This is a genomic window from Nonomuraea sp. NBC_00507, from assembly GCF_036013525.1.
GTDB lineage: Bacteria > Actinomycetota > Actinomycetes > Streptosporangiales > Streptosporangiaceae > Nonomuraea.
The window spans coordinates 3,803,130-3,826,937 of record NZ_CP107853.1 but is presented as its reverse complement, the minus strand read 5'-3'; the positions used below and the strand labels follow the sequence as shown (position 1 = coordinate 3,826,937).

The 23,808-nt window shown below is 66.0% G+C and carries 24 protein-coding genes; 10 read left to right on the top strand and 14 right to left on the bottom strand.

Annotated elements, in window-relative coordinates; all coding sequences use genetic code 11:
- Positions 1-176: 176 nt before the first annotated feature.
- The 5 genes from OHA25_RS19185 to OHA25_RS61415 all read left to right on the top strand — a co-directional run bounded on the left by OHA25_RS19185 (position 177) and on the right by OHA25_RS61415 (position 5,935).
- Positions 177-1,163, top strand: coding sequence for a methyltransferase domain-containing protein (locus OHA25_RS19185; protein ID WP_327588913.1), 987 nt, complete (start codon positions 177-179; stop codon positions 1,161-1,163).
- A gap of 88 nt (positions 1,164-1,251) precedes the next feature.
- Positions 1,252-2,496, top strand: coding sequence for a nucleotide sugar dehydrogenase (locus OHA25_RS19180; RefSeq protein ID WP_327588912.1), 1,245 nt, complete (start codon positions 1,252-1,254; stop codon positions 2,494-2,496).
- 1,443 nt (positions 2,497-3,939) lie between these two features.
- Entirely contained in the window at positions 3,940-4,482 is a 543-nt protein-coding gene (locus OHA25_RS19175; protein ID WP_327588911.1) for a hypothetical protein, read from the top strand.
- Between the two features lie 93 nt (positions 4,483-4,575).
- A complete protein-coding gene (locus tag OHA25_RS19170; RefSeq protein ID WP_327588910.1) occupies positions 4,576-5,268 on the top strand; it encodes a DUF6444 domain-containing protein in 693 nt (230 codons plus the stop codon).
- The gene (locus OHA25_RS61415; RefSeq protein WP_442942193.1) at positions 5,162-5,935 is read left to right on the top strand and encodes an IS66 family transposase; all 774 of its coding nucleotides are present in this window, start codon (positions 5,162-5,164) and stop codon (positions 5,933-5,935) included. The genes OHA25_RS19170 and OHA25_RS61415 overlap by 107 nt, the downstream gene beginning before the upstream one ends.
- Positions 5,936-6,738: 803 nt before the next feature.
- Here the strand turns inward: OHA25_RS61415 and OHA25_RS19160 are convergent.
- The 4 genes from OHA25_RS19160 to OHA25_RS61410 form a co-directional block, all read right to left on the bottom strand.
- Complete coding sequence (locus OHA25_RS19160) at positions 6,739-8,019, bottom strand: UDP-glucose dehydrogenase family protein (protein ID WP_327591008.1); 1,281 nt, start codon at positions 8,017-8,019, stop codon at positions 6,739-6,741.
- A 227-nt stretch (positions 8,020-8,246) separates the two neighbouring features.
- Positions 8,247-8,540, bottom strand: a complete 294-nt coding sequence (locus OHA25_RS19155) for a hypothetical protein (protein WP_327588908.1) — start codon at positions 8,538-8,540, stop codon at positions 8,247-8,249.
- Positions 8,541-8,721: 181 nt separating this feature from the next.
- Positions 8,722-9,309: a nucleotidyl transferase AbiEii/AbiGii toxin family protein gene (locus OHA25_RS19150; RefSeq protein ID WP_327588907.1), complete on the bottom strand. Its 588-nt coding sequence runs from the start codon at positions 9,307-9,309 to the stop codon at positions 8,722-8,724.
- A complete protein-coding gene (locus OHA25_RS61410) occupies positions 9,306-9,512 on the bottom strand; it encodes a hypothetical protein (RefSeq protein ID WP_442942123.1) in 207 nt (68 codons plus the stop codon). Before OHA25_RS61410 ends, OHA25_RS19150 begins: the two co-directional genes overlap by 4 nt.
- Positions 9,513-9,703: 191 nt before the next feature.
- Between OHA25_RS61410 and OHA25_RS19145 the strand changes: the two genes are divergently transcribed.
- A complete protein-coding gene (locus tag OHA25_RS19145; protein ID WP_327588906.1) occupies positions 9,704-10,477 on the top strand; it encodes a dioxygenase family protein in 774 nt (257 codons plus the stop codon).
- A gap of 87 nt (positions 10,478-10,564) precedes the next feature.
- Here OHA25_RS19145 and OHA25_RS61405 read toward each other — a convergent pair whose 3' ends face one another.
- Entirely contained in the window at positions 10,565-12,619 is a 2,055-nt protein-coding gene (locus OHA25_RS61405) for a DEAD/DEAH box helicase (protein ID WP_442942122.1), read from the bottom strand.
- Positions 12,620-12,979: 360 nt separating this feature from the next.
- On the opposite strand from OHA25_RS61405, the gene OHA25_RS19135 reads away from it, so the two are divergent.
- Positions 12,980-13,621, top strand: a complete 642-nt coding sequence (locus tag OHA25_RS19135) for a ferritin-like fold-containing protein (protein ID WP_327588905.1) — start codon at positions 12,980-12,982, stop codon at positions 13,619-13,621.
- A 281-nt stretch (positions 13,622-13,902) separates the two neighbouring features.
- Here OHA25_RS19135 and OHA25_RS19130 read toward each other — a convergent pair whose 3' ends face one another.
- From OHA25_RS19130 to ligD (OHA25_RS19110), 5 genes are all read right to left on the bottom strand, one after another.
- Complete coding sequence (locus OHA25_RS19130; RefSeq protein WP_305924028.1) at positions 13,903-14,133, bottom strand: DUF3107 domain-containing protein; 231 nt, start codon at positions 14,131-14,133, stop codon at positions 13,903-13,905.
- Between the two features lie 88 nt (positions 14,134-14,221).
- Entirely contained in the window at positions 14,222-14,842 is a 621-nt protein-coding gene (locus tag OHA25_RS19125) for a TetR/AcrR family transcriptional regulator (protein WP_164903935.1), read from the bottom strand.
- 172 nt (positions 14,843-15,014) lie between these two features.
- Complete coding sequence (locus OHA25_RS19120) at positions 15,015-15,230, bottom strand: hypothetical protein (RefSeq protein ID WP_327588904.1); 216 nt, start codon at positions 15,228-15,230, stop codon at positions 15,015-15,017.
- A gap of 35 nt (positions 15,231-15,265) precedes the next feature.
- The gene (gene ligD, locus OHA25_RS19115; RefSeq protein WP_327588903.1) at positions 15,266-16,144 is read right to left on the bottom strand and encodes a non-homologous end-joining DNA ligase; all 879 of its coding nucleotides are present in this window, start codon (positions 16,142-16,144) and stop codon (positions 15,266-15,268) included.
- A gap of 4 nt (positions 16,145-16,148) precedes the next feature.
- On the bottom strand, positions 16,149-17,030 hold the full coding sequence (gene ligD / locus OHA25_RS19110; RefSeq protein ID WP_327588902.1) for a non-homologous end-joining DNA ligase: 882 nt from the start codon (positions 17,028-17,030) through the stop codon (positions 16,149-16,151).
- Between the two features lie 80 nt (positions 17,031-17,110).
- On the opposite strand from ligD (OHA25_RS19110), the gene ku reads away from it, so the two are divergent.
- From ku to OHA25_RS19095, 3 genes are all read left to right on the top strand, one after another.
- Positions 17,111-17,983: a non-homologous end joining protein Ku gene (gene ku, locus OHA25_RS19105; RefSeq protein WP_327588901.1), complete on the top strand. Its 873-nt coding sequence runs from the start codon at positions 17,111-17,113 to the stop codon at positions 17,981-17,983.
- A 222-nt stretch (positions 17,984-18,205) separates the two neighbouring features.
- Positions 18,206-19,096 (top strand): alpha/beta fold hydrolase, encoded by an 891-nt coding sequence (locus OHA25_RS19100; RefSeq protein WP_327588900.1) that lies wholly within the window; start codon positions 18,206-18,208, stop codon positions 19,094-19,096.
- A 13-nt stretch (positions 19,097-19,109) separates the two neighbouring features.
- Complete coding sequence (locus OHA25_RS19095) at positions 19,110-20,021, top strand: oxygenase MpaB family protein (protein ID WP_327588899.1); 912 nt, start codon at positions 19,110-19,112, stop codon at positions 20,019-20,021.
- On the opposite strand, the gene OHA25_RS19090 is transcribed toward OHA25_RS19095, so the two are convergent.
- The 4 genes from OHA25_RS19090 to OHA25_RS19075 all read right to left on the bottom strand — a co-directional run bounded on the left by OHA25_RS19090 (position 19,972) and on the right by OHA25_RS19075 (position 23,759).
- On the bottom strand, positions 19,972-21,147 hold the full coding sequence (locus OHA25_RS19090) for an MFS transporter (RefSeq protein ID WP_327588898.1): 1,176 nt from the start codon (positions 21,145-21,147) through the stop codon (positions 19,972-19,974). The genes OHA25_RS19095 and OHA25_RS19090 overlap by 50 nt on opposite strands.
- Before the next feature lie 95 nt (positions 21,148-21,242).
- Positions 21,243-22,331, bottom strand: coding sequence for a RecB family exonuclease (locus OHA25_RS19085; RefSeq protein ID WP_327588897.1), 1,089 nt, complete (start codon positions 22,329-22,331; stop codon positions 21,243-21,245).
- 41 nt (positions 22,332-22,372) lie between these two features.
- Complete coding sequence (locus OHA25_RS19080; protein WP_327588896.1) at positions 22,373-23,089, bottom strand: MBL fold metallo-hydrolase; 717 nt, start codon at positions 23,087-23,089, stop codon at positions 22,373-22,375.
- A 40-nt stretch (positions 23,090-23,129) separates the two neighbouring features.
- On the bottom strand, positions 23,130-23,759 hold the full coding sequence (locus OHA25_RS19075) for a DUF6758 family protein (protein ID WP_327588895.1): 630 nt from the start codon (positions 23,757-23,759) through the stop codon (positions 23,130-23,132).
- Between the last annotated feature and the right edge of the window lie 49 nt (positions 23,760-23,808).

The following is a 23,808-nucleotide window of genomic DNA, read 5'->3' as shown; positions in this document are numbered from 1 at the left end:
TGTGAGACCCATGCCTGTGGTGGGAGTCAAGGTCAAAGCAAGGCGTGTCACCACATGCTTGGTGACACGCCATCCGCCATGTTCGCGTCTGGATGGTCACTCTGCGTAACATTGTCACGCAGAGGATCGACCGCCAAGTCGCGGTCATCCTTCATCGCTAGTGAAGGGGGTGTTGCATGACGCTGTCGAAACAAGCGCCTCTTGGCATCGATCCACGGATTCCTTGGCACTCGGTACTGCGCTGCCTCAGCTGCCGTACTGGCTTGCGTGTTGTCCGTGAAGAACTCGTATGCGAGGTTTGCGCGGCTACATACCCCATCGACAGGGGAATTGCGCGATTCGTTCCCGAGGACAACTACGGTAACGGGTTCGGCTACCAGTGGAATCGACACCGGCTGACTCAGCTGGACTCCTTCTCAGGTGTGCCCGTTTCCCACGAGCGGGTAATGAAGGCAAGTGGCTGGACAGCCGAGGAGTTGCGCGGCAAGAACCTGCTCGAATGCGGCAGCGGAGCCGGGCGTTTCACCGAGGTGCTGTGTGAGACCGGCGCTGTGGTGACATCGTTCGACATCTCCAGCGCGGTCCACGCCAACGCCGCGTCGAACGGCCGCTTTCCCAACTTGCGGCTACTGCAAGCCAGTATCTACGACCTGCCCTTCGACGAGGAGTCCTTTGACTTCCTGTTCTGTTTCGGCGTGATCCAGCACACGCCTGATGTCGAAGGCGCCTTCAAGACCATGTTCCGTTACTTGCGGCCCGGCGGCTCATTCTGCATCGACGTGTACGCAGCGCCGATCGCCTACCTGCACCCCCGGCACCTCCTACGCCCCCTGACCAAACGCATTGATCCTTCCCGGCTCTACGCCATCGTCGAGAAGACAGCGCCGAAGCTCCTGCCTCTCTCGATGGCGCTTTCCGCCGTTCCCGGGGTGGGACCGTGCCTGGCGCGCCTTGTTCCTGTCGCCAACCATCGGCATCTGAACCTGCGGAATAAGAAGATCATACGTGAATGGTCGGTGCTCGATACCTTCGACTGGCTCGCGCCGCGATACGAGAGACCACAGACACGCCAACGCCTTCAGCGATGGACGGAGGAGTTGGGTCTACGTGAGGTGTCGATAGAACGCCATCGCGGGGTTCACGTGATCCGCGGGATCAAATAGTTCAGCCATCACGCCGCTTGAGCCACACTCGCGCGGCAGGCCGTGTCTCATCTCAAGTGACGGGGGTCTGGATATGAGAGAGAAACTGGTGGTCGTCGGCCAAGGGTACGTCGGCCTGCCACTGGCGATGCGCGGGGTTGAGGCGGGGTTCGACGTCGTGGGGATCGACGTGGACGAGTGGCGCGTCAACCGGTTGAATGCCGGCGGATCCTACGTCGAGGACATCAGCGATGACGAGGTGAAGGCTGCGCTGCGTGGCGGCCACTACGTGGCCAGCACCGACTACTCCGAGGCCAAGAACTTCGACATCTGCCTGATCACCGTACCAACCCCTCTGCACGAGGAGGCTCCGGATCTGCGCCATATCGCCTCGGCCGGCCGTTCCATCGCGCCGCTGATCCAGCCAGGAGCCACAGTGATCTTGGAATCCACCACCTATCCCGGCACCACCGTGGAGTATCTTCGCCCGATCCTGCAGAAGGGCTCCGGGCTGCGCGCACCCGAGGACTTCTTCCTCGGCTACAGCCCGGAACGGATCGACCCGGGGAACTCCCGATGGCGCCTGTATAACACCCCGAAGGTCGTATCGGGCATCGATGAATATTCGCTGAAGAAGATCGAGGCGTTCTACCGGCAGATCGTCCGGGAGGTCGTTCCTGTCTCCTCTCCCCCGGTGGCCGAGCTGTGCAAGCTCCTGGAGAACACCTTCAGGCACGTCAACATCGCTCTGGTCAACGAACTGTCCATCTTCGCGCAGCAGCTCGGGATCGACGTCTGGGAAGCCATCGACGCCGCCTCCACCAAGCCGTTCGGGTTCATGCGGTTCACGCCCGGTCCCGGCGTCGGCGGCCATTGTCTGCCGATCGACCCGTCGTACCTGTCATGGACGGTCAAGCGAGGTCTCGGGCACAACTTCCGATTCGTCGAACTGGCCAACGACATCAACAGGAGTATGCCGAGCCACGTAGTACACCGGCTCGCCCTGGCGCTGAATAAGCGCGCCAAGCCGATCAAGGGCAGCCAGCTAGTCCTGCTCGGACTCGCCTACAAGAAGAACGCAGGAGACTGCCGCGAATCCCCCGCAATCGAGGTTGCCAGGTCCCTCTCCAAGCTCGGCGCCCATGTACGAGCGGCCGACCCTCACGTCGACCGCTTCCTGCTCACACTAAACATCCAGATCATCGAGGCTACATGCCAGGAGCTCGCACAGGCAGATGCGGTCGTCATCCTCACCGATCACGACTGCTTTGACTATGAACTCATCGAACAGGTAAGCCCCTTCATTTTCGACACACGAAACCGCTGTCGAGGCCACAACGTCGAACGGCTGTGACGAAACTTGAGCTTCAGCCACAGCGCGTCAGCGGACCTTACACCGCTTACCACCCGTCAGGGGCAGTGCAGGTGTTTAGCACGTATGTACGGCTACCTACTACGTGCTTTGTAGAGCCCACGGACGCATGAAGGGCCTGCCGATGGCAGACCCTCTCGTGAGGCGCTAGAAGTGGAACTCTCCCTTGGACATGCCGTCCTTGAAGGCATCCACTCGGTCTTGATGAACACTAGGGCAGGTCCTTCCGGGTGACAGCTGTGCCTCGCCCTTATGCAACCTCCACATAATCGCCGCCGGTTCCTCCACTGGCCTTAGCCTTCCGCCAGACAGCAGTGCCCAGCTCTTCCGCGAGCCGGAAAGATCCGCATAGAGACCGAACCCAGATCATCGCCAGCCTCCGCAACCTGGCCATCGGCCTGACCCCCCTGATCGGTTGGACCAACATCGCCGCCGCCACCGACCGCTACAGCAACCACGCCGCCGACGGCCTGCAACTCGGTTTCACAATACGCGAACGCTTCGGCCCTGCAACCGCTGGGTGCTGGGCTCGCGAAGGCGACAGGGAGGCCGCTTCGTTCGCCTCGTTTACTTCAGCCGGGTCTTGATCAGTCTGGTAAGTTCGTTCAGCGTCTTCTGTCCAGTTTGGCACCGACCGCTTCAGGTGGGCCCAGACTCCCGGGACCGGGTTGGAAAAGACCCTCGCTATGCCGAAGCTCACTGGCGCGTTCCCGGTCTGGAATTTTGCCTGGATCGAGATTTGCCGATGAGGATACCGGATACTCATCGAATTAAGAGAATGGGCAACGGTACTGGAGGATGTGATTCCGTCAAATGCTCAAGGCGATAGTTCTCTGCACCCGACTGCTGCTAACGCTCGTAATGGTAAATGTTAGCGCAGGAGCATGCGTACCGGGACAGAGAGACTCGCACAGTCGCGAGAACTCCGACATCAAACCAGTCGATGTTGTACTGGACGATCGGCGGATAACCGTACGAGATCCTGCAGATCTTGAGAGCAAGCGGGCGCAGCTGATCAGATTCATCTGGGGCAGCGATGGCTTCCCAAAAGAAAAGCTACCGAGAGCTGTTCAACGTGGAGCTGAAAGCCCTGTTGACGGATTGAGCAATTTGGAAAGAGTGGATACACTGACAATCATAATGGACCGAGGTGTTGCCTCCTACGCTCACCATTTTATCCCCCACACAAGAAAGCAAAAACGTCTAGTAATACTCCACCAAGGCCACAGCTGTACGCTTAACGATACCGCAGGAGATACCGATGAAGGACTAGGCATGCAGCGAACCGTTAACGCGCTCCTTTCTCACGGCTTCTCGGTCTTGTCACTCTACATGCCCTATATGGCATACTTTTCCAACGTGAATACTTGTAGAGCACGTTCGCACAATAGCTTGTTTGACCTCCGCCCCTCTCGCGGAGATCCCATGAAATATTTCCTGGAGCCGGTGGCGGTTTGCCTTAATTACCTGAAATCCAAGTATATTGTCCACGGTTTCCCACGATACAGCGAGTATGACATGATCGGCCTGTCTGGCGGCGGCTGGACTACCACCGTTTATTCCGCTATCGATTCGAGAATTAGATCGAGTTTTCCCATTGCGGGATCAATCCCTCTCTATCTCCGAGGCAATGGGGCCGCCACTGGCGATAGAGAGCAGACATATTCCGATTTCTATAAAATTTCCGGCTACTTGGATCTCTATATCCTAGGCTCCGCAGGAAGCGGCCGTAAGCAAGTTCAGATCCTTAATCGACGCGATAATTGCTGCTTTGGCGCAGATCAGCACGACGCAACAAGAGCGGGCTCAACTTACGATCAGTCTGTTCGTGATTATGAATCTCGAGTTCAAAAAACTGTTGCAGCCCTTGGATTTGCCGACGCCTTTCGCCTCCACATAGACGAAACAGCCCCGTCTCACACTATCTCTAGACATGCCATTAAGATAATTCTATGCGAATTGGGGTAAGCATTCACCTCGTGAGGGTTGGGTGACGACGGAACCGCTGGTGTAACCGTCCGTGAGTTTGATCGATCCTGTCGAGGATGATTCGAGCTTCGAGTGTCCGGCCTGGAGGAGATGTCCCGCGAGGAGTTGAGCGCTCTGACGCGAGCTCTCATGGTCGAGAACGCGGTACTCCGAGCGGAGGTAGCCGAACTTCGGGCTGAGAACGCCGCGCTGCGTGAGCGGGTGGCCAAGCTGGAGCGGTTGATCTCGCGCAACAGCGGCAATTCCGGAATGGCGCCTTCAGTTGACGACCTTCCCGGCCGCAAGCAGCCGAAGGACCGCGGGTCCGGCAGTGGCCGGCGCCGGCCGGGTAAGCAACCCGGCGCCGAAGGCAAGGCGCTGGCCTGGTCGAATGAGATCGGCGACGGAGACTTCATCGAGCACTATCCGCAAAGCCCGTGTGGGTGCGGGGCCGATCTCGGCCAAGCCGCGGATCTGGGCGTGACAGCCAGGCACCAGCAGATCGAGATCCCGCTGGTCGTGGCCCGGCGTTTCCAGCACCACCCGCACACGGTGGCCTGCCGGTGCGGGCGGGTGCACACCGCGCCGCGACCGGCGGGGGTGCCCGCTACGCCGGTCAGTCTGGGCGTCAACCTGCAGGCCTGGTGCGTGTATCTTGCTGGTCATCAACGCGATTCCGGTGCACCGGGTGGCCGAGCTGGTGGTCTCGCTGACCGGCGCGGAGTCCTCGCCCAGGTTCGTGCATTCCTTGATCGGCCGAGCCGCCGCAGCGATCGCAGCCGCTAACGCGCGCATCCGGATGCTGCTCACGCTGGCGTATGTGGTGTGCTGCGATGAGACGCCGATCCGGGTGGGGCCGAAGAAGGCCAAGAAGTACCTGCTGGTGGCCTGCAACAAGCTGGCTGACCTGGTACATGCTCGGCGGACGCGACCTGGACACCTTCAAGCGGGTCGTGCTGGCCGACCTGACCGGCGTGGTGGTGCACGACCGCTATCAGAACTACGACGCCGCCGACCTCGAAGCACACGAGCTTCAACTGTGCACGGCACACACCTGCTTCGCGATCTTGAGGACTGCGCCGAGACCTATCCCGACGCACGCTGGCCCCGGCAACTCCAGACAGCGCTGCGCGGCCTGATCCACGCCGCCAACCTCGCCGCCGGCAGGGCACGGACGCCATTGCACCGGGCACCCTGGCACTGTTCACGAAGATGTTCCGCGGCGGAGTCGCCGTCGGCCTGTCGCAGGTCAAGCGCCTGCTGGGGGCGGCCAAGACCGTCACCCAGCCGGGTGCTGCTGGAGGTGCTGCGCGACCGCGCCGGCGAAGTCCGGCGCTTCGCCTGCGACTTGCGGATCCCACCAACGAACAACCAGGCCGAGGTGCGACACGAGGCCGCACGCTATGAGTGGACACGCCGAGAGGAGAGCCGACCGATGATGTTGGCGGCGTGATCCCGGACCCGTGCTCAAGGTCCGCCCCCACCTGGACGTGCGTCGCTGGCAACTGCGGGATGCGAAGCTCCGGGGACAAGCCCAAGGGTTCCTGCTCCACCCAGGGACCACAGGCGAGGGGAAGGCCGGACGGGCGAACACAAGTGGACCCTCGATGATGCCTTGTTAGGTTGAGCTCCTTCGGATGCACAGCAAGGCAAGGGGTGCAGGACTGGCCGCTGTGAAGCGGCAGGTGCTGGTGCTGCTGGACGCCGGCTATGACGCGGTGACCTTCCTGCGGGATATCGCCGCCACGCGCGCCCAGTTCATATGCCGCCGTCTAGCAGGGTGGCTTTGATCGAAAAGTAGGTGGTCTCGATCTGCGGCGCTCGTGGTACAGGGAGATGCTCGAGTGCGCGGGGTAGCGATGGTGGTCGGTCAGTCTGGTGATCAGCCGCCACGCTTCTCGGCGGCGGCTGCCGTCGGCCAGCGTGATGGTAACCCAGCCCTCGATCACCCGGACCGGCAGCCTGACGCCGCCTGCCCAGGCAAGGACAAGGCCAGCGTCGAGCGCCGGTTACGCAAAGGCGGGCTGCATTGCCCGGACTGTGCCTGCCATCTGTGTCCGTGGGGCTGGGTCGAGCCGCAGACGGTGTGGGGTATCGGCTGGTGGCGGATTCGGCTGCGCCGGTCGCGGTGCCGGACGTGCGGGCGGACGCATCTGTTGTCGCCGGTCAATTTGTTGTGGCACCGCCGTGACGATGTCTCGGTGATCGGGGAGGCACTGACGCGGTCGGCGCTAGGTGGCCCGTGATTGAGAAAGATCAGGCGCGGTAGTTCCACCCGGCCGCGTGCCAGCGTTCTGGTGTCAGAGCGTTACGCCCATCGAAGATATTCCGGCTCCGCACCGTCGTGCTGAGTAGCTCGGGATCCATGTCGATAAACTCTGTCCAGTCCGTCAGCAGCATTACCAGATCGGCTTCACTCGCGGCTTCGACAATCGTCTCGGCGTACTCCAGTTCGGGATGTGCTCGCTTCGCGTTGTTCATGGCGACCGGGTCGTGTATGACAACATGCGCATTCTCCGCATGGGCAGCGACTCCTACGGCCAGCGCCGGGGAATCCCGGACATCGTCGGTGTTTGGCTTGAACGCGGCGCCGAGGACGCAAACCCGTTTCCCCACGTACGTACCTCCCAACAGTTCCCGGCCGAGTACTAGCGCGCGGTGCCTGCGGCTCAGATTGATGGAGTCGACCTGCCTGATGAGCAAGGCGACATCGTCTAGACCGAGGTCCGCCGCACACGCACACAGGGCCCGCAGGTCTTTGGGGAGACAGCCGCCGCCGAAGCCGAGTCCGGGGCCGAGAAAGCGTCGGCCGATGCGGTCATCGTAGCCGAGCGCTTCGGTGAGCGGTAGTACATCCGCACCGGTTGCCTCGCATATCTTCGCCATGGCGTTAATAAAGGATATCTTCATAGCGAGGAATGCGTTCGCCGAAACCTTGGTAAGCTCAGCGGTAGTACAGTCCGTAACTACGACGGGACAGCCTCGCTCGATGATGGGCCGATAAACGGCTCTGAGTAGCTTCTCGGCATGTGGTGATTCCACTCCGAAAATTAGCCTGTTCGGTTTGAGCGTGTCTTCGACGGCGCGCCCTTCGCGCAGGAACTCTGGATTCCACGCCACCTCCACCCGGGGATCACTGGAATGGCGACGGACGATTTCGGCCATGCGTCGCGCGGTTCCCGTCGGGACCGTAGATTTCCCCACTATGATCGCTGGGCTACAAATCCGCCGCGCGAGCTCGGTGAATGCTGTCTCGACCCAACGAAGATCCGCATTGAGGGAGCCAGGGAGCTGGGGTGTTCCAACGCATACGAAATGGATGTCCGCTTCGACCGTATCATCATATGAAGTGGTGAATCGGAGTCGACCCGATTCCATGCACTTGCGGAGCAACTCGCCAAGACCAGGCTCGAAGAAGGGGAGCTCACACGAGGACAGAAGGGAGATCTTCTCCTTCTCGATGTCCATGGCCACGACATCATGGCCAAGAAGCGCCATGCCGATCGCGTGAGTTGCGCCAAGATACCCGGAACCAATGACACTTACTCGGAGGTTGTCAGATGACTCTAGAGACTGTTGCGGTTTCGCATGAGTCGAATTTGTTTGTTTCGGTGCGTACGGTTGCACTATTTCTCCCTTATGTCGCCGTTGGATAGACTGGTGCGGCGATATCACACCTGTCTGCTCGCAGCGACTACATCGCTTTTCATTGATGCTCGGAGACATCATTGGCGTAACCGATGCTAAGTAAAGATTTGGGATGGCTATATCCAGGATGTGGCATATGCGTTGGAGAAGTTCAGGTACGTAGCGGCCGTCCTTGAGCTCCTGCGTGAACCCGCACTGATGCTCAGGAGGCCTGGATCCGCCGCTGAGAAGTCATCACCGTCGGCGCGCTCGCGGACTTCGACGGCTTTCCCGGTGACAGCGGCAGGCCCACCTGTCGGCGCTATGTCGATGACACGATTGCCGACCTCTCCAACTTCGGCGCCGACATCGACCTCATCGCCCCCGGCACGCCCCACCATCATCTCCGGGACCTCGATGGCCAGCCTCACGTGGTAGGAGGCGCCGCACTCTACAAGATCACGAGCCCGGCTTGCCCAGATGAAGTCAACCGTGCAGAGCGCAGGCACGCTGAACTGGACATGGCAGGATGGCGACACTGACGGTGTGCGGGAGCCGCTACTGAACGTCATCTCAACGTCGCCACGCTCTGAGGCGGCGTTCGGCGCCTTATCAGAGATCTGTTAGGAGATCGTCCAGCGACATAAGCAGGTCGCGATCACGGTTGTATCCCCGGTTGGTGATCAGGCTGACGGCCTTACGCGCTATGTCGAGGTCTTCGGGCGTTGCCGTTTCCAGGAGAGCCCGGAGATCTGCGAGGTCTTGCGGACGAGATTGGTCATCACGGGCCAACAGCTTGAGCGCGACCAGATGTCCTGTTGTCGCAACGGGAAGGATCAAGTCCGGCACAACCTCCAGGAACTCGGCGGCCTCGGCTATCTCCGGCTCGATCCCTGAACTGGCGAAGAGAACATCGACCAGGACATCCACGCCATCAGCAGTATGTTTGAGTCGAACCGTGGCCAACCGCCCGTTGTCGTGCTCGACTGAGGCGAAGAAGGTGTAACCCTCCCCCAGCAGGCGACGTACCAGCTCTTCCGCTCCGGCGTCATCCGCAACCGCAACGGCGATATCGATATCACGAGTAAATCGCGGCGTGGCCCGCGCAGAGATCGCGAACCCCCCTACAAGCGCCCAGGGGTGACCATGCCGATTCAGATCCTCTGCTGCCTGACGCAGCATGGATTCAAGGCGATTCATGCGAACCTACGCGACTGCCGGCCGGGAGCATCGCCTAGAGGAGCGCCGGGACGGTCAAGCAACCACCGCTGGATAGCGTCGTCGATTTCCTTGTCGGTGGCCGTGGGACGCATCCGGCGCAGGCGAGCACGTTGCATGCGCTCGCCGAACTCGAACATCTCTAGCGCGAGCCTAAGACGCTGGCCAGCCGTCTCCTTTGCCACGCACCTACTCTATGGCCTGGCCGCCCGCCTCCGGCACCAAGCAGGCCCCCATGTCACCGACAAAGGTTTTTGATCTGCTTTTCAGCTGATCGGGCCCCGCCTCCCGCGAAATCCCTACATCTCATGAGAGGTTCGGCTGGAGCGGAGGAGACATCGGGGGGCTCCTCCTCATCTGCCGGAGAACGATCCCAGTGAGACAAGATCATGAAGGGCTGCAGGTCAGCCGACGGCGGCTGATCACCAACATCGGCATCGGCTCGCTCGGGCTCGGCGGCCTCCTGACCGCCCGCAGCGCCGGCGCGACGGCGGTCACGGACTACAGCGACCTCTTCTCCCAGGCTCGCACCTGCACGGTCACGCCTGCCCGGTCCAAAGGGCCCTTCTACCTCGACGCAGACATGATCCGCAGCGACATCCGCGACAACAAGCCCGGTGTACGCCTGCGCCTCGCCATCAAGGTGCAAGACAGCGAAACGTGCCAGCCGCTGCCGGGCTCGGTGGTGGATATCTGGCAGTGCGACGCCTCCGGGCTCTACTCGGGAGGCGAGCGGGGGTCCATGATCGAGCACGTTGAGTCGCGCCAGATCACCCAAGACAGGGCCTGGCCCGACATGACCCCTACCGACGACAAGCGCTACCTGCGCGGCGCGCAAGTCACGGACGGCGACGGCGTCGTGGAGTTCACGACAATCTGGCCGGGATGGTATCCGGGCCGCACGGTGCACATCCATGCCATGGTGCTCATCGGCGGCTCACGCATGCTGACCACACAGCTGATGTTCGACGAGACGCTCAACTGGAAGGTTCTGTCCCAGGCCCCGTACGCCCAGCACATAGGGCGAGACACGTACAACACCGGTGATTTCTATTACGATCATCGGCTGCAGCTGACGGTTGTCGAAGACGGCGACGGCTACTGGGGCGCCATCATCCTTTCCGTCGACTCCGACAGGGACGGCAGCTGAACCCGCCGCATGGGATTGCTCTCCCCATAAATCGCGGAGGCGCGCACCCCTGGTGGGATGCGCGCCTCTTGACGAGCCTCAGCAGCCTCAGCCTGCGCGGCGGCGGTTGCCGCCGTTGCCGCCGTTGCCGCGGGACGGCTGGCGGCGCTGTTGCTTGCGCTCGCTGGCGGCGGACGGCGCGATGTCGTCGTCGTCCGTTGCCAGGTCCGGCGACTGGAAGATCACCGAGAACGGGCTCGGCGGGATGATCCGCTCCGGCTCCGTCCGCGCCGGGGGCGGCGGCGTGGCGAGGAAGCCCAGGTCATTCTCAGGCTTCTCCACGAAGGGTGCGGGCACCTCGGCCGCGGGTTCGGCGGCGGCGCGGCGGCGGGAGCGCGTGCTCTCGGCCGGCGCCTCCGTGGTCGCCTTCGCCGACGCCTCCGTGGTCACCCTGGCTGGCGCCTCAGTGATCACCTTCGCCGGCTCCTCCGTAGTCGTCTTTGCCAGCGCCTCCGTGGTCACCTTGGCCGGCACCTCCTCCGTAGTCACCTTGCGGGAGCGGGTGCCCTCGGCCGGCGCCTCGGCGGTCGTCCGGCGGGAGCGGGTGCTCTTCGCCGGAGCTTCCGCCACGGCGACGGCGTCGTCGTCTGCGGCCTTGCGCGAGCGCGTGGCCTTGACGGGCGCCTCAGGGGCCTCGCCAAGCGCCTGCTCGATCGCTGACGTAGCCGCCCCCCTCCGCGTACGCGTGCGCCTCGGCTCGGTGGCCGCGGCCTTGATCTCGTCCGTTGAGAAGATCGCGGGAATCTCTTCCGCCTTGGCATCCACGAGCTCGACCTCCGAGGTCTCGACGGGTGCGGTCTCCACCAGATCGGGTGCGGTCTCCACCTGATCGGCCATCTCCCTGCCGCCGCGGGTGCGGCGGCGCTGGCGCGGCGTGCGGGCAGGGCGCTCCCGCTCCTCGCGCTCCTCGCGGCGGCGGCCGCCACGCCCGCGAATCCTGCCGGTCTCACCGAGATCCTCGATGTGCTCCGCGGACAGCCCGACACGCGAGCGGCTCGCGTGCGGCAGGACGCCCTTGGTGCCTTCGGGGATGTTGAGCTCGGTGTAGATGTGCGGCGAGGTGGAGTAGGTCTCCTCAGGCTCGGCGAAGTCGAGCCCGAGCATCTGGTTGATCATTTTCCAGCGGGTCAGCTCTTCCCACTCCACGAACGTGACCGAGATGCCGGTTTTGCCGGCCCGGCCGGTGCGGCCGATGCGGTGCACGTAGGTCTTGTCGTCCGTGGGGCAGTCGTAGTTGACCACGTGGGTGACGTCGTCGATGTCGATGCCGCGGGCCGCCACGTCGGTGGCCACGAGCACGTCGATCTTGCCGTTGCGGAACGCGCGCAGTGCCTGCTCGCGCTGGCCCTGGCCGAGGTCGCCGTGGACGGCCGCGACCGCGAAGCCGCGGGTGTCGAGTTGCTCGGCGACCATGTCGCAGGCCCGCTTGGTCTCGCAGAAGACCATGGTGAGCCCGCGGCCCTCGGCCTGGAGCAGCCGCGCGACAATCTCGATCTTGTCCATGCGGTGCGCGCGCCACACGATCTGGCGCGTCAGCGGCGTGGCCTCGCCCTCGCCGCTCTCGTGCTCGGCGCGTACGTGCGTCGGCCGGTTGAGGTATTTGCGCGACAGCGCGACGATCTCGCCCGGCATGGTCGCCGAGAACAACATCGTCTGCCGCTCTGCGGGGATCAGCTTGAAGATGCGCTCGATGTCGGGCAGGAAGCCCAGGTCGAGCATGCGGTCGGCCTCGTCGAGCACGAGCGAGTTGACCGCGCTCAGGTCGAGGTGCTTCTGCTTGACCAGGTCGAGCAGGCGGCCCGGGGTGCCGACGATGACGTCGACACCGGCCTTGAGCGCTTCGACCTGCGGCTCGTACGCCCTGCCGCCGTAGACGGTCAGGACCCTGGACCCGAGCTTGCCCGCGGCGGTGACCAGGTCCTCACTGACCTGCACGGCCAGCTCGCGGGTCGGCACGACGACCAGTCCGCGGGGCTTCTTGCGGTTTTTGCGGGGCTTGCCGATGCTCTGCAGCATCGCGATGCCGAACGCGTAGGTCTTGCCCGTGCCCGTGCGCGCCTGGCCGATCAGGTCCTGTCCGCTCAGCGCGAGCGGAAGCGCCATCTCTTGGATGGGGAACGGTGTGACGATGCCCTCGGTCTCGAGGGCATCGGCGATCTCAGGTGTGACTCCGAGGTCTCGGAAAGTCGTCAGCTTGGCCTGCCTCAATCTCAAATGAAGGCGGGCCTGCCGGGACCGACGGGCGGAAAATGCCCCCGTTGTGTGGGTCCTCGCGGTAGAGCCAGCCCTCTCGCGTCATCGCGACCGCAGACCTCCGGGGAGCGGAGGTATCCGGAGGGAAGTCCCCGAATTAACACAGTGCGGTCGCACTTTCTCAGAGCAGTGTACTCGATACCACAACGCTGGCCGAGCTCGCATATGTTCCCGAAGATTCACGGGGCTTCGCGAAGTACGCTGCCCTTCATGAAGGAGTCTCCAGGAGTCGTCGACCTACTCGGTGTCCTAGCTTACGCGGAGCTCAGCGCGTACGCCAGGATGACCGAGGACGCCGCCACGCTGGCGCCCTCGCTGGCCGACCGGGCGGCCTTGAGCGAGCTGGCCGTCACCGAGTACGCCCATTTCCGCCTGCTGCGGGACCGCCTGGTCGAGCTGGGCGCCGATCCCGACAAGGCGATGTCGCCGTACGTGGCGCCGCTGGAGGCCTGGCACGCGCAGACCCGGCCGGCCAACTGGCTGCAGGCGCTGGTCAAGACCTATGTGGGGGACGGCATCGCGCACGACTTCTACCGTGAGGCGGCCAGGCATCTCGATCCCTCGATCGCCGGCCTGGTGGACGAGGTGCTGGTGGACGAGGGCCGGTCGCAGTTTGCGGTGGAACGGGTCAGGGCCGGGATCGAGGCCGATCCGACGGCGGGGGCGCGGCTGGCGCTGTGGGCGCGGCGGCTCGTGGGTGAGGCGTTGAGCCAGGCCCAGCAAGTGGCGGCGGCGCGGCCGGAGCTGGCGCTGCTGCTGGTGGAGGCCGGCGGTGGGCAGGCCGATATTTCCCGACTTTTCGCGAAATTGACGGAGGAACACGGCAAGCGGATGGCTGCCATGGGCCTCTGATCGTCTGTTCATTGGGCGGCGCGAGCGCGCGAAGGGTTGTAGCGTGCCTGGCATGAGGGCCTCGCGCCGCTACGGCAGTTCCTTGACCAGATGTGGGCCGAACCGCTGGACCTCACGTGCCGTCCTGCGAAGAAGCAGCGCGGACTGTCCGGCCACCGAGGCGAGCCGGGACCACCCGCCGCGCCGTCGCCACTCCCCTCGCGGATGCGTGCTCGGGCGACGCTCACGGGGTTGAGCGGTACGGGGCGCCGGTGCGGGCCCCGTACCCCCGTCCCGAGCCCTTAGAGTGTGCCGCCGAAGCCGACCGGCCTGGACTCGTCCTCGCCGATCTCGACGAACCCGAGCGCGGACACCGGTATGACGACGCGCCTGCCCTTCACGTCGGTGATGGCGAAGATCCCGCGATCGACCGACAGCGCGTTCCTGATCTCCTCCTCGACCTGCTCGGCGGTGAGGTCGGTCTCGACAATGAGTTCGCGGTGTACGGAGCGTACGCCGATCTTGATTTCCATCCTGGCTCCCTAGTCGACGGGGCTTGCCCACCTCCATCGTGGCCGCTCACACCCCGGGAAACGCAAATGATCGCGCCCAGCGAACGGGTTATGCCGTACGCGGAAAACCGCTGATGCCGCGCCAGGCGAGCCGGGCCAGGAGTTGCTCGGCCGCGTCCTTCGGGATCGAGCCGTGCGTGGTCACCCAGTAGCGGGCGCTCACCTCGGCCATGCCGACCAGGCCCACGCCGAGCAGGTGGGCCTCGTCACTGGTGCAGCCGGTGTCCTCCTGGATGAGAGCGCTGACCATCTCCGCGCACTCCTGCAGCGACCGCTCCACCCGCTGCCGCACCGGCGCCACGTTGCGCAGATCCGACTCGAAGACGAGCCTGAAGGCCTCGCCCTGGCTGGAGACGAAGTCGAAGAACGCCTGGAAGGTGGCCTGCACGCGCAGCTTGTTTTCGTGGGTGGAGGCCAGCGCCTCCCTGACACGGTTGACCATGTCGTCCACGTGCAGGTCGAGCAGCGCCAGGTAGAGCTCCAGCTTGCCGGGGAAGTGCTGGTAGAGCACCGGTTTGCTGACCCCGGCCCGGTCGGCGATCTCGTCCATGGCGGCCGCGTGATAGCCGTTTTCCACGAACACTTCCTGCGCGGCGCTCAGCAGCTGCCGGCGGCGGGCGAGTCGGGGCAGCCGGGTGCCCCGGGGCTTGGCGTCCGGGGTTGCGGTCACGCGGGTCTCCATTGGTCTCTCAGCGGGTCGTGCGGCCATCCTACGTGCGCGAGGGTGTCCGCACCTTGGTGACGGCCATGACGTGTACGTCCGCCACCCGGATAGCACCCGATAGCCGACGGCACCGGCAGTCCGCCGCCGGAGCCCGGGCCCGTCACAAGAACCGGATCGGTCACCGGTATTCGTCGTCGTCGAGGTCGACCACGCGATCCTGCTCGGTCGCGTCGCCGGGGTCGACGTCGATGGGCAGCTCATGGCGCAGCGTGTCGGCGTTCTGGCGTATCTCGCGCTCCTGCTCGGCCGCGTCGGCCTCGGGCGTCTCGACCGAGAACTCCGTCTCTTCCTCGTCGTAAGGGCCTTCGTCCCCGCGGATGTCCATCTCCGACATCTTCTGGTCCCCCTTTCGGTGCGGACTGCACCAGCCTACGCCCGGCCGAAAAGGTCGCCACGTTTGCCGACTCTGGCGAGGACGTCCGGCGCCATGAAGACCAGGTCCTCCGGACGTTCGCATCCCTCGACCTCCTTCCAGGTCAGCGGCGTGGAGACGGTCGGCTGGTCCCCCGCCCGCAGCGAGTACGCCGCCACGGTGGTCTTGGCCGGGTTGTTCTGGCTCCAGTCGATGAACACCTTCCCCGGCCTGGCCTTCTTGGTCATCACACTGACGACCTGCTGCGGGTGCTCCTTGGCGAGGACCTGGGCGAGCCTCTTGGCGTACGCGGAGGGCTCCTCGCGGCAGTCCCAATCCGCGTACAGCTGCATGCCCTTGCGGCCGCTGGTCTTCGGCCGGGCGGAGAGCCCTTCGGCTTTGAGCATGTCACGCAGCATGAGCGCCACCTGGCAGCACTCGACGATCGTCGCCGGCGGCCCCGGATCCAGGTCGAACACGAGCAGGTCGGGCGGCAGCGCCTCGCCGTCGTCGTCGACGCGCCACTGGGGTACGTGGAGCTCCAGCGCGGCGAGGTTGGCGTAGTAGACGAGCGTGGGCAGGTCCTCGATGACGGCGAAGTTGATCGTCTCGCGGTTCTTGGTGCTGCCGGGGACGGGCAGGGTGACGCGCCTGACCCAGTCGGGGGTGTGCTCGGGGGCGTTCTTCTCGAAGAAGGACTGGCCGGTGACGCCGTTCGGGTAGCGCTTGACGGTCAGGGGGCGGCCTTCGATGTGCGGGAGGAGCACGGGGGCGATGCGGCTGTAGTAGTCGATGATCTCGGACTTGGTGAAGCCGTAGTCCGGGTAGAGCACCTTGTCCAGGTTGCTCAGGGTCAGCTCGCGCCCTTCGACCTTGACGGGAACCTTCTGGGCCATGGCGTCACCTCCACACGTCCGCGGGGAGCTTGTCAAGGCGAAGCCCTCGCCACACAGGGTGCCGCAGCCGCTGATCGTCGGTCCACATCGTGTAGGCCACCTCCCCGACCAGATCCGGCCTAACCCAATGATTGCGCCACGGGACCTCGTTGCTGAACGGGCTCTTCGGGATCTCCAGCGGCCGCAGCAGCTGGTAGAGCTCGTCGAGCACGGCGTCGGTGAACCCGGTGCCGACGTGGCCGACGTACATCAGCCCCTCGCTCGTGAACACGCCCATGATCAGCGACCCGATCCCGCCGGCCCGGCGCCCCTTGCCCGGCTTCCAGCCGCCGATCACGACCTCCCTGGTGCTGAGGTTCTTCACCTTGATCCACCACGGCGAGCGCGTGCCCGGCCGGTAGGGCGAGTCGAGCCGCTTGGCGACCACGCCTTCCAGGCCCTGCTCGTACGTGGCGGAGAGCAGGTCGGAGTCGCCGGGGAAGGAGGGCGGCGCGCCGATGTCCAGCTCGTCGAGGAGTGCCCGCCGGTCCCGGTACGGCAGGTCGAAGAGCGGGATCCCGTCGAGGTAGAGCAGGTCGAACGGCATGTACGTGACCGGGTACAGCTCCAGCATGGCCGGCTCGGGGTCGGTCAGGTGCATGCGGTGCTGCAGCCGGATGAAGCTGGGCCGCCCGCGCCGGTCGAGCGCCACGACCTCGCCGTCGATGATCGCGTTCTTAAGCCCGAACCCCGAAATTTCCGGGTACCGGCGCGTGTACTCGACCCCGTGCCGCCCGGTCACCCTCATCCCGCCGTCGAGGTGGATGATGGCGCGGATGCCGTCCCACTTCACCTCGAGGCCATACCGCTCGCGATCGGAGGGTAGTTCTCCAGCCACGGCGAGCATTGGTTCGATTGGGTATGGCATTGGTTGCCCCATGCCGGGTATGTGCCCAGTGCCGAGCCGTTGAGAGCGGAGGAACGACCATGCGCAGCATCTGGAAGGGTGCGATCTCCTTCGGCCTGGTCACGATCCCCGTCAAGCTCTACTCGGCGACCGAGCAGAAGGACGTGACCTTCCACCAGGTGCATCGCGAGGACGGCGGGCGCATCCGCTACAAGCGCGTGTGCACGATCGACGGCGAGGAGATCCCTTACGCCGACATCGCCAAGGGCTACGAGCTGTCCTCGGGCGAGGTTGTCGTGCTGACCGACGAGGACTTCGAGGACCTGCCGCTGAGCACGTCCCGCAGGATCGACGTCCTGCAGTTCACGCCCGCCGAACAGATCGACCCCATTTACTTTGCCAAGTCGTACTATCTGGAGCCCGACGCGCAGGGAGCGAAGTCCTACGTGCTGCTGCGCAACGCGCTGGAGAGCTCCGGCCAGGTGGCGGTGGTGAAGGTGGCCCTGCGCCAGCGGGAGTCGCTGGCCACCCTGCGGGTCAGGGACGGCGTCTTCGTCCTGGAGACCATGCTCTGGCCGGACGAGATCCGCAGGCCCGACTTCGAGTTCCTGGAGGAGGACATCGAGGTGCGGGCCCAGGAGCTGAAGATGGCCGAGTCCCTCATCACCACGATGGAGGCGGACTTCGACCCGAGCGAATACCGCGACAGCTACCGTGAGGCCCTGCAGTCGGTGATCGAGGCCAAGGTGGCGGGCAAGGAGGTCGTAGCCCCGCCCGTCGAGGAGGAGGCAGGCCCGGCCGTGGATCTCATGGCGGCGTTGCGGGCGAGCGTGGAGGCCGCGAAGCGGGAACGCGAAGGCGCCGCCCCGGCCAAGCCGAAGAAGGCCGCCTCGGGCAAGGCCAAGGAAGAAGAGAAGCCCCCTGCCAAGCGCAAGGCCCGCAAGTCCGCCTGACCGGCGAGCGGCCGTACGTGCTCCTCACGCGGCGCCACACCGCCTGCGCCCCGTCGAGGCATGCCCTGGGACCATGCGCGCGCGCAGAGCCCTCCACAGGCGCCTGAGCCGCCCGCAGGCCGGGATCTCGCGGTCGGCGTCCGTCGCGTCGCCTCCGAGGTCCCACCTGCGTAAGGGCCTTGCCGGTGTCGATGCGCTGACCTCTGGGTATTGTTGCCTCACGTGAGTACGCCGCGATTCCTCGACCTGCCTCCTGGCGTCACACCACAGAAGATCGAAACGCCACAGGGCACGTTCGCGGCCCTGGAGGCGCTTCCGGTGAGTGGTGTGATCGAGCGCTGGCCCGCGCTCCTCGTGCCCGGCCTAACCGGCAGCAAGGAGGATTTCATCGCGGTCCTGATGACGCTCGCCCATTCGGGCCGCCGGGTGGTGGCCGTGGATCTCCGCGGCCAGTATGAGACCCCCGGTCCCGACGACCCCGAGGCCTACACTTGCCCCGCGCTCGGCGCGGACGTCGACGCGCTGTGCCAGGTGATCGGTGGCGGCGACCCCATGCACCTGGTGGGGCACTCGTTCGGCGGGCTGGTGACCCGCGAGGCCGTGATCGACGGGCGGACGAGGTTCGCCTCCTACACGCTGATGAGCTCGGGCCCCGCGGCCGTCGAGGGCCTCCGGGCGGTCAACGGCAGGAAGATCGTGGAAGAGCTGCCCGTGCTGGGGATCGAGCACTTGTGGCATCACAAGTTCGAGCCGGAGGCGCTGGCCGTCGACGTGCCCGACGAGGTCCTGGCATTCCTGCACCGGCGCCTGACGAGCAACTCGCCGACCGGGATGGTGTGCATGGCCGAGCAGGTGCTGAGCATGGGGGACCGCACCGACGAGCTGCGCCAGGTCGACGTGCCGACGCTGGTGCTCTACGGCGAGCACGACGACGGCTGGACTCCCGAGACCCAGTCGGAGATGGCCGCCAGGCTCGGAGCCGAGTGTGTGGTCGTGCCGGGCGCGGTGCACTCCCCCGCCGTCGAGGCGCCGGAGACCACTGCCACGGCCCTGGTCACGTTCTGGAACACCGCCGAAAAGCACTTCTTGGACACAAGGTCCAATGCCATGTAATTATGCACTTACTATGGCGAGCATCCAGGAAATCGTCGTCCAGCCGCCGCAGAGTGCGACCTGGCAGGTGCATCTCGACCGCTCGATGTGGGTGGGAGGGGTACGCGGCCTCATGCTCCAGGCACTGCACCCGCTGGCCATGCGCGGCGTCTGGCAGAACTCCGGCTTCCAGGAGGACCCGTTCGGGCGGCTGCGGCGCACCGCGGATTTCGTGGGGCGGGTGACGTTCGGCAGTCCCGAGGAGGCCGACGAGATCGGGCGGCGGGTGCGCGGCATCCACAAGGCGCTGCGCATCCACGATCCCGACACGGGGCGCACGCATCGGGTGGACGACCCCGAGTTGCTGTTGTGGGTCCACTGCGCGGAGGTGTCGTCGTACCTGGAGGTGGCCAGGCGGGGCGGGCTCGGGCTGACCGAGCGCCAGGCCGACGCCTACCTGTCCGAGCAGCGCAAGAGCGCCGCGTACGTCGGCCTTCATCCCGAGGACGTGCCGGGCACGTGCGCGGAGATGGAGGCGTACTTCAAGCAGATGCGGCCCCGCCTGCGCGTGACGGAGGAGGCGGCCGCGACCGTGCGGTTCCTGCTGTGGCCGCGGTTGCCGCAGGAGCTCAGGCTGCTGTCGGCCGGCAAGCCCGCATACTTTCCGTTCGGCGCGCTGTGTTACTTCACGCTGCCGGACTGGGCCAGGCGGATGTACGGCGCGCTGCCCGAGGTGCCCCGGGCCACGGTCACGGCCGGGCTGAAGGCATTCCGGCTGGGCATGAACGCGTTGCCGGAGCCCGTGCACGACCACGCGTTCATGCCGGCCACGCGGGAGATGTTGCAGGCCGCACGGGAGCGGCTGGGCGCGGCCGGGTACGACGTCAGCAAAGGGCTCAAGGGCCTGACCGATCCTCGCCGCTGGCCGAAGGCGCTGGCTGCCTGACGGGCAGGAGCACGCCGCCCGCCAGCACGACCGCCGACACGGCGATCATCGTCCAGCCGGTGCCGGCCATGCCCGCCTGCTCGAACAGCACGCCGAGCAGGGACGACGCCGTCGCCGCGCCGACGTACCTGGAGGCCTGGAACAGCCCCACCGCGACTCCCGTGTCGCGCGGTCCTGCGTGCACGAACACCAGCGAGTTGAGGCCGAACTGGCTGAAGGCCGAGGCCACGCCGAGCAGCGACACGGCCACCAGGACCAGGCCGATCGGGCCCACGGCCGGGATGACGCAGGAGCCGGCGAGCAGCAGGGCCGCGCTCAGCACCAGCACGGCACGCATGCCCGCGCGGGCGGCCAGGAGCACCGCCACGGGCGTCATGACGATCGCCAGCGCGGCCATGGGGAGCACCAGCAGCCCCGCGATGTGCGCGGGCACGCCGGCCGAGCGCTGCGCCCACAGCGGCACCGCGAAGAACGCCGCGTAGAACACCACGTTGACCAGCGCGAACTCGCCGCAGGTCGCCAGCAGGCGCGGGTTCGGGCGGGGCAGCACGGCCCGGCGCGGGCCGTCCACGCGTACCTTGGGCAGCCAGCGCAGCGCCACGGTGAGCGCGAGTGCCGCGAGCGGGACGTTGACCAGGAAAATCGCTCGCCATCCCCATAAGGAGATCAGGAAACCGCTGAGCACGGGTCCGGCGGCGGCGCTCGCGGTCAGCACCATGGAGATCGTCGCGATCACACGCGGCGGTGGCCGCCCGTCCTCACCGGCCATCGCCGCCTGCACGATCGCCATCCCCGCCGGCATCGTGGCGCAACTGCCGAACGCCTGCAGCAGCCGCACCACCAGCAGCACCGGGTACGTCGGCGCGAGCGCGGCCAGGACGCCGGTCACCGCCATCGTCACCAGCCCGGCGCAGAACACCAGCCGCGGGCCGAGCCGGTCGGCCAGCGTGCCCATCACGGGCGGCACGAGGATGCCAGTCAGGTAGAACCCGGCGGCCAGCCACGTCACGGCGGCGACCCCGACGTGGAACTCGGCCTCGATGTCGGCCAGCGCGACGGCGATCATGGAAGAGTTGAGCGGATTGAACAACGCGCCCAGGGCCACCGCCGCGGGTAAGCGCTCCACGCGTGTCACAGAAGTTCCATAACCACTGTTTCAGTGAGCAAACGGCGTCACTTAACGTTCTACGCGCCTGACGCGGTGCGTGGCTCCCCGCCCGGCTACTCCGCCAGCGCATCCCAAGGGCGGCGCTCGGGAGCGGCCGCCTGGCCCTCGGGGCAATGGCGGCGGAAGTCGCACCATGAGCAGATCGGGCCCGGATTGGGAGCGAAGAGCTCGTCGATCTCGGCGGGCACCGCCGCGGGTCCGACGGCCGGCCGCTCGACCGGGGCCGACGGCCACTCGCCGCCCCCTGCGCCCCAGGACCGCCTGCCTTCCGCCGCAGCCCCGCCCGGGGCGGTCGCGGACCGGCCACCTCCCGCAGCAGCCCCGCCTGGCGTGGTCGCGGAGCGGCCGCCTGCGGCCCTATTCCCGCCTGGAGCGGTCACGGGCCGGGTCGGCGCCGCGCCGGAAGCGCGGCCGCGGGACGGTGGCGCGGCGACCGCTTCCCGGTAGCGCTCGTCGGCCGCGGCGGCCTCCGTGGCAAGATCCTCCGCCCGCCCCAGGTGCCGGGCAAGGGACTCCTCGGTGTGGCGCCACTCGACGATCTCGCCTGTCGGCAGGTGGTGCAGCTCCACGGTCCGGCAGGGCGTGCGCATCATCGTGGACGCCGCCACGGCGTAGACGGCCAGGGCGAGCGACGAGCGCGCGTCGTCCTGGGTGAGCGGCCGGCGTCCGGTCTTGTAGTCGACCACGACGAGCTCGTCCCCGCGCCGGTCGAGCCGGTCGATGCGGCCGGACACAGCGATGACCTTGGTACGGGTGGCGACGGTGCGCTCGACGCCGACTGGATCATCAGACGGATCCAATGTCGCGACATATCCGGACACGAGGTCGCGGGCGCGCTCCAGCCACCGCCCCGACTGCTCGGCATCCCTGAACCCCTCGGTGATCCACCCGTTCGTGAGCAGGATGGCCGCCGTCAGCGGAGTCCTTCGCTCGTACGGCTCCCGCCACCAGCCCGCCAGCGCGTTGTGCACGCTCGCCCCGACGCTGTTGTGCGCCCAGGCGGGTCCCTTGGACGGTGCCGGCCGGTCCAGGTAGGTGAACCTGTAGCGGCGGCGGCAGTCCAGCCAGGCGTTCAACCGCGACGGCGTGCACGAGTAGAGCCGCCGCGGCATGCCCTCCAGCGGAAGCTGCACTGCGTTCATGTGGCCTCACTCCGTAAGGCGGGCGCCGGCACTCCCTCGCCTTAGTCGTCGCTCGGGTTGAGTTTGATCCCGGAGGCCTTGGTGCCGTCGGGCAGCGGGTCCTCGTCACCGCCCTCGGTCTCGACGCGGGTCAGCGAACCCGAGACCCAGTCGTCGAAGTGCGGCTCGAGGTCGCCGATCGTGACCTCGTCCCCATGGACCGCCAGCACCCGCGTGCCGTGGGGCAGCGTGAACAGCCGCCCGCCGATCGAGGTCAGCTGGTCGGCCAGGGCGGGATATTCGCCGCCCAGCTTGCCCGGGCCGTCGGCCTGCAGGGCCTTGCCGGTGAAGACGGCCCCGAGCCCCTCGCAGTAGAGCGACACGCCACCAGAGGTGACGCCCGGCGTCTCCATGACGTCGAGCTGGACATCGGCCACCTCGAAGATGCCGTCGTCCTCCATGTCGATGTCGGGCCAGGTCTCCGTCCAGGTCTCCCGCCACAGAGGCTTGTCCTTGGGATGCAGGGCGACCACGGCCTCGTCCCGGCTGGCCACCTCGATGGCGGCCCCGACGTGGTCGGGCAGGCCCGCCGTGCAGATGACGGCCAGCACCTCACGCTCGCCCACCTGCTCCATGATCTTGTCGGAGTCGCGGGAGGGATCGATGACGATCACCTCGTCATCGTCGCCCACGATCCACGTGTTGTTCTCGACCTTGTGTTCGGTGCCGTCGATGTCGACGACGCCCTCGGTCACCACTCGCTCGATACGCGCTGTCACGTCTCCGAACTCTAGTCGGTCTGCCTGACAACGCGACCTGCTAATCCTCCAGTCTGGGGGAGAACGCGCCAAAGGGTACGTCAAGGTCGTGATCCCGGGCGTCGATCAGCGAGAGCTCGGCGAGCGCGATCATGCAGCCGGCATCGGCCGGCCAGCAGATCGTCCACAGCCAGTTGCCCAGCGCCTCGCCCGCGTAGACGGCACGGTCGCTCTGGCCGTTGTCCACGAACCACAGCGGGCAAGGGTGCCCGAGCACCTCGATCTTCGCGTTCGGCGGGCCGGAGTCGAATCCCTCGCCGGGGTCGGGCCCGCCCAGCCCCGCGAAGGCCGCGCCGAGCCCGATGCCGGGCTCCTCGGCGACCACGAGCATGTCGGCCGGCCCCTCCATCAACGACGGCCCGGTCAGCGCCACGACGCTGGCACGGGCCCCGGTTCGTTGATCACCCACCTCCGCGAAGCCGGTCACCAGCCAGCCGGCCGGCAACGGCCACGGCAGCCACACGGGCACCACGGAGCTCTTGCGCATCGCCTCGAGCGCCGTGCTGGTCGGCGGCCACGGAGGCTGATAGGGCAGGACGTCACCGTGCGTGTCACATCGATACGCACTAGACCACGCGCTCGGCCCGTGAAGCGGGCCAAAACACCGTGGGCAGGTTGGAGCCGCTCTCACAACTACCCACGGTGCTTTCTCCGGTGCGCCCCCGTCAAGGCCGCATCTC

Bases quoted from the DNA above. Each gene is read 5' to 3' on its own strand.
- OHA25_RS19085 (WP_327588897.1), bottom strand. From the start codon at position 22,331: ATGAACGCAGTGCAGCTTCCGCTGGAGGGCATGCCGCGGCGGCTCTAC.
- OHA25_RS61405 (WP_442942122.1), bottom strand. From the start codon at position 12,619: ATGGCGCTTCCGCTCGCGCTGAGCGGACAGGACCTGATCGGCCAGGCG.
- OHA25_RS19185 (WP_327588913.1), top strand. From the start codon at position 177: ATGACGCTGTCGAAACAAGCGCCTCTTGGCATCGATCCACGGATTCCT.
- ligD (WP_327588902.1), bottom strand. From the start codon at position 17,030: ATGCTCGCCGTGGCTGGAGAACTACCCTCCGATCGCGAGCGGTATGGC.
- OHA25_RS19150 (WP_327588907.1), bottom strand. From the start codon at position 9,309: ATGAATCGCCTTGAATCCATGCTGCGTCAGGCAGCAGAGGATCTGAAT.
- ku (WP_327588901.1), top strand. From the start codon at position 17,111: ATGCGCAGCATCTGGAAGGGTGCGATCTCCTTCGGCCTGGTCACGATC.
- OHA25_RS19120 (WP_327588904.1), bottom strand. From the start codon at position 15,230: ATGTCGGAGATGGACATCCGCGGGGACGAAGGCCCTTACGACGAGGAA.
- OHA25_RS19130 (WP_305924028.1), bottom strand. From the start codon at position 14,133: ATGGAAATCAAGATCGGCGTACGCTCCGTACACCGCGAACTCATTGTC.
- OHA25_RS19175 (WP_327588911.1), top strand. From the start codon at position 3,940: ATGAAATATTTCCTGGAGCCGGTGGCGGTTTGCCTTAATTACCTGAAA.
- OHA25_RS19135 (WP_327588905.1), top strand. From the start codon at position 12,980: ATGAAGGAGTCTCCAGGAGTCGTCGACCTACTCGGTGTCCTAGCTTAC.
- ligD (WP_327588903.1), bottom strand. From the start codon at position 16,144: ATGGCCCAGAAGGTTCCCGTCAAGGTCGAAGGGCGCGAGCTGACCCTG.
- OHA25_RS19095 (WP_327588899.1), top strand. From the start codon at position 19,110: ATGGCGAGCATCCAGGAAATCGTCGTCCAGCCGCCGCAGAGTGCGACC.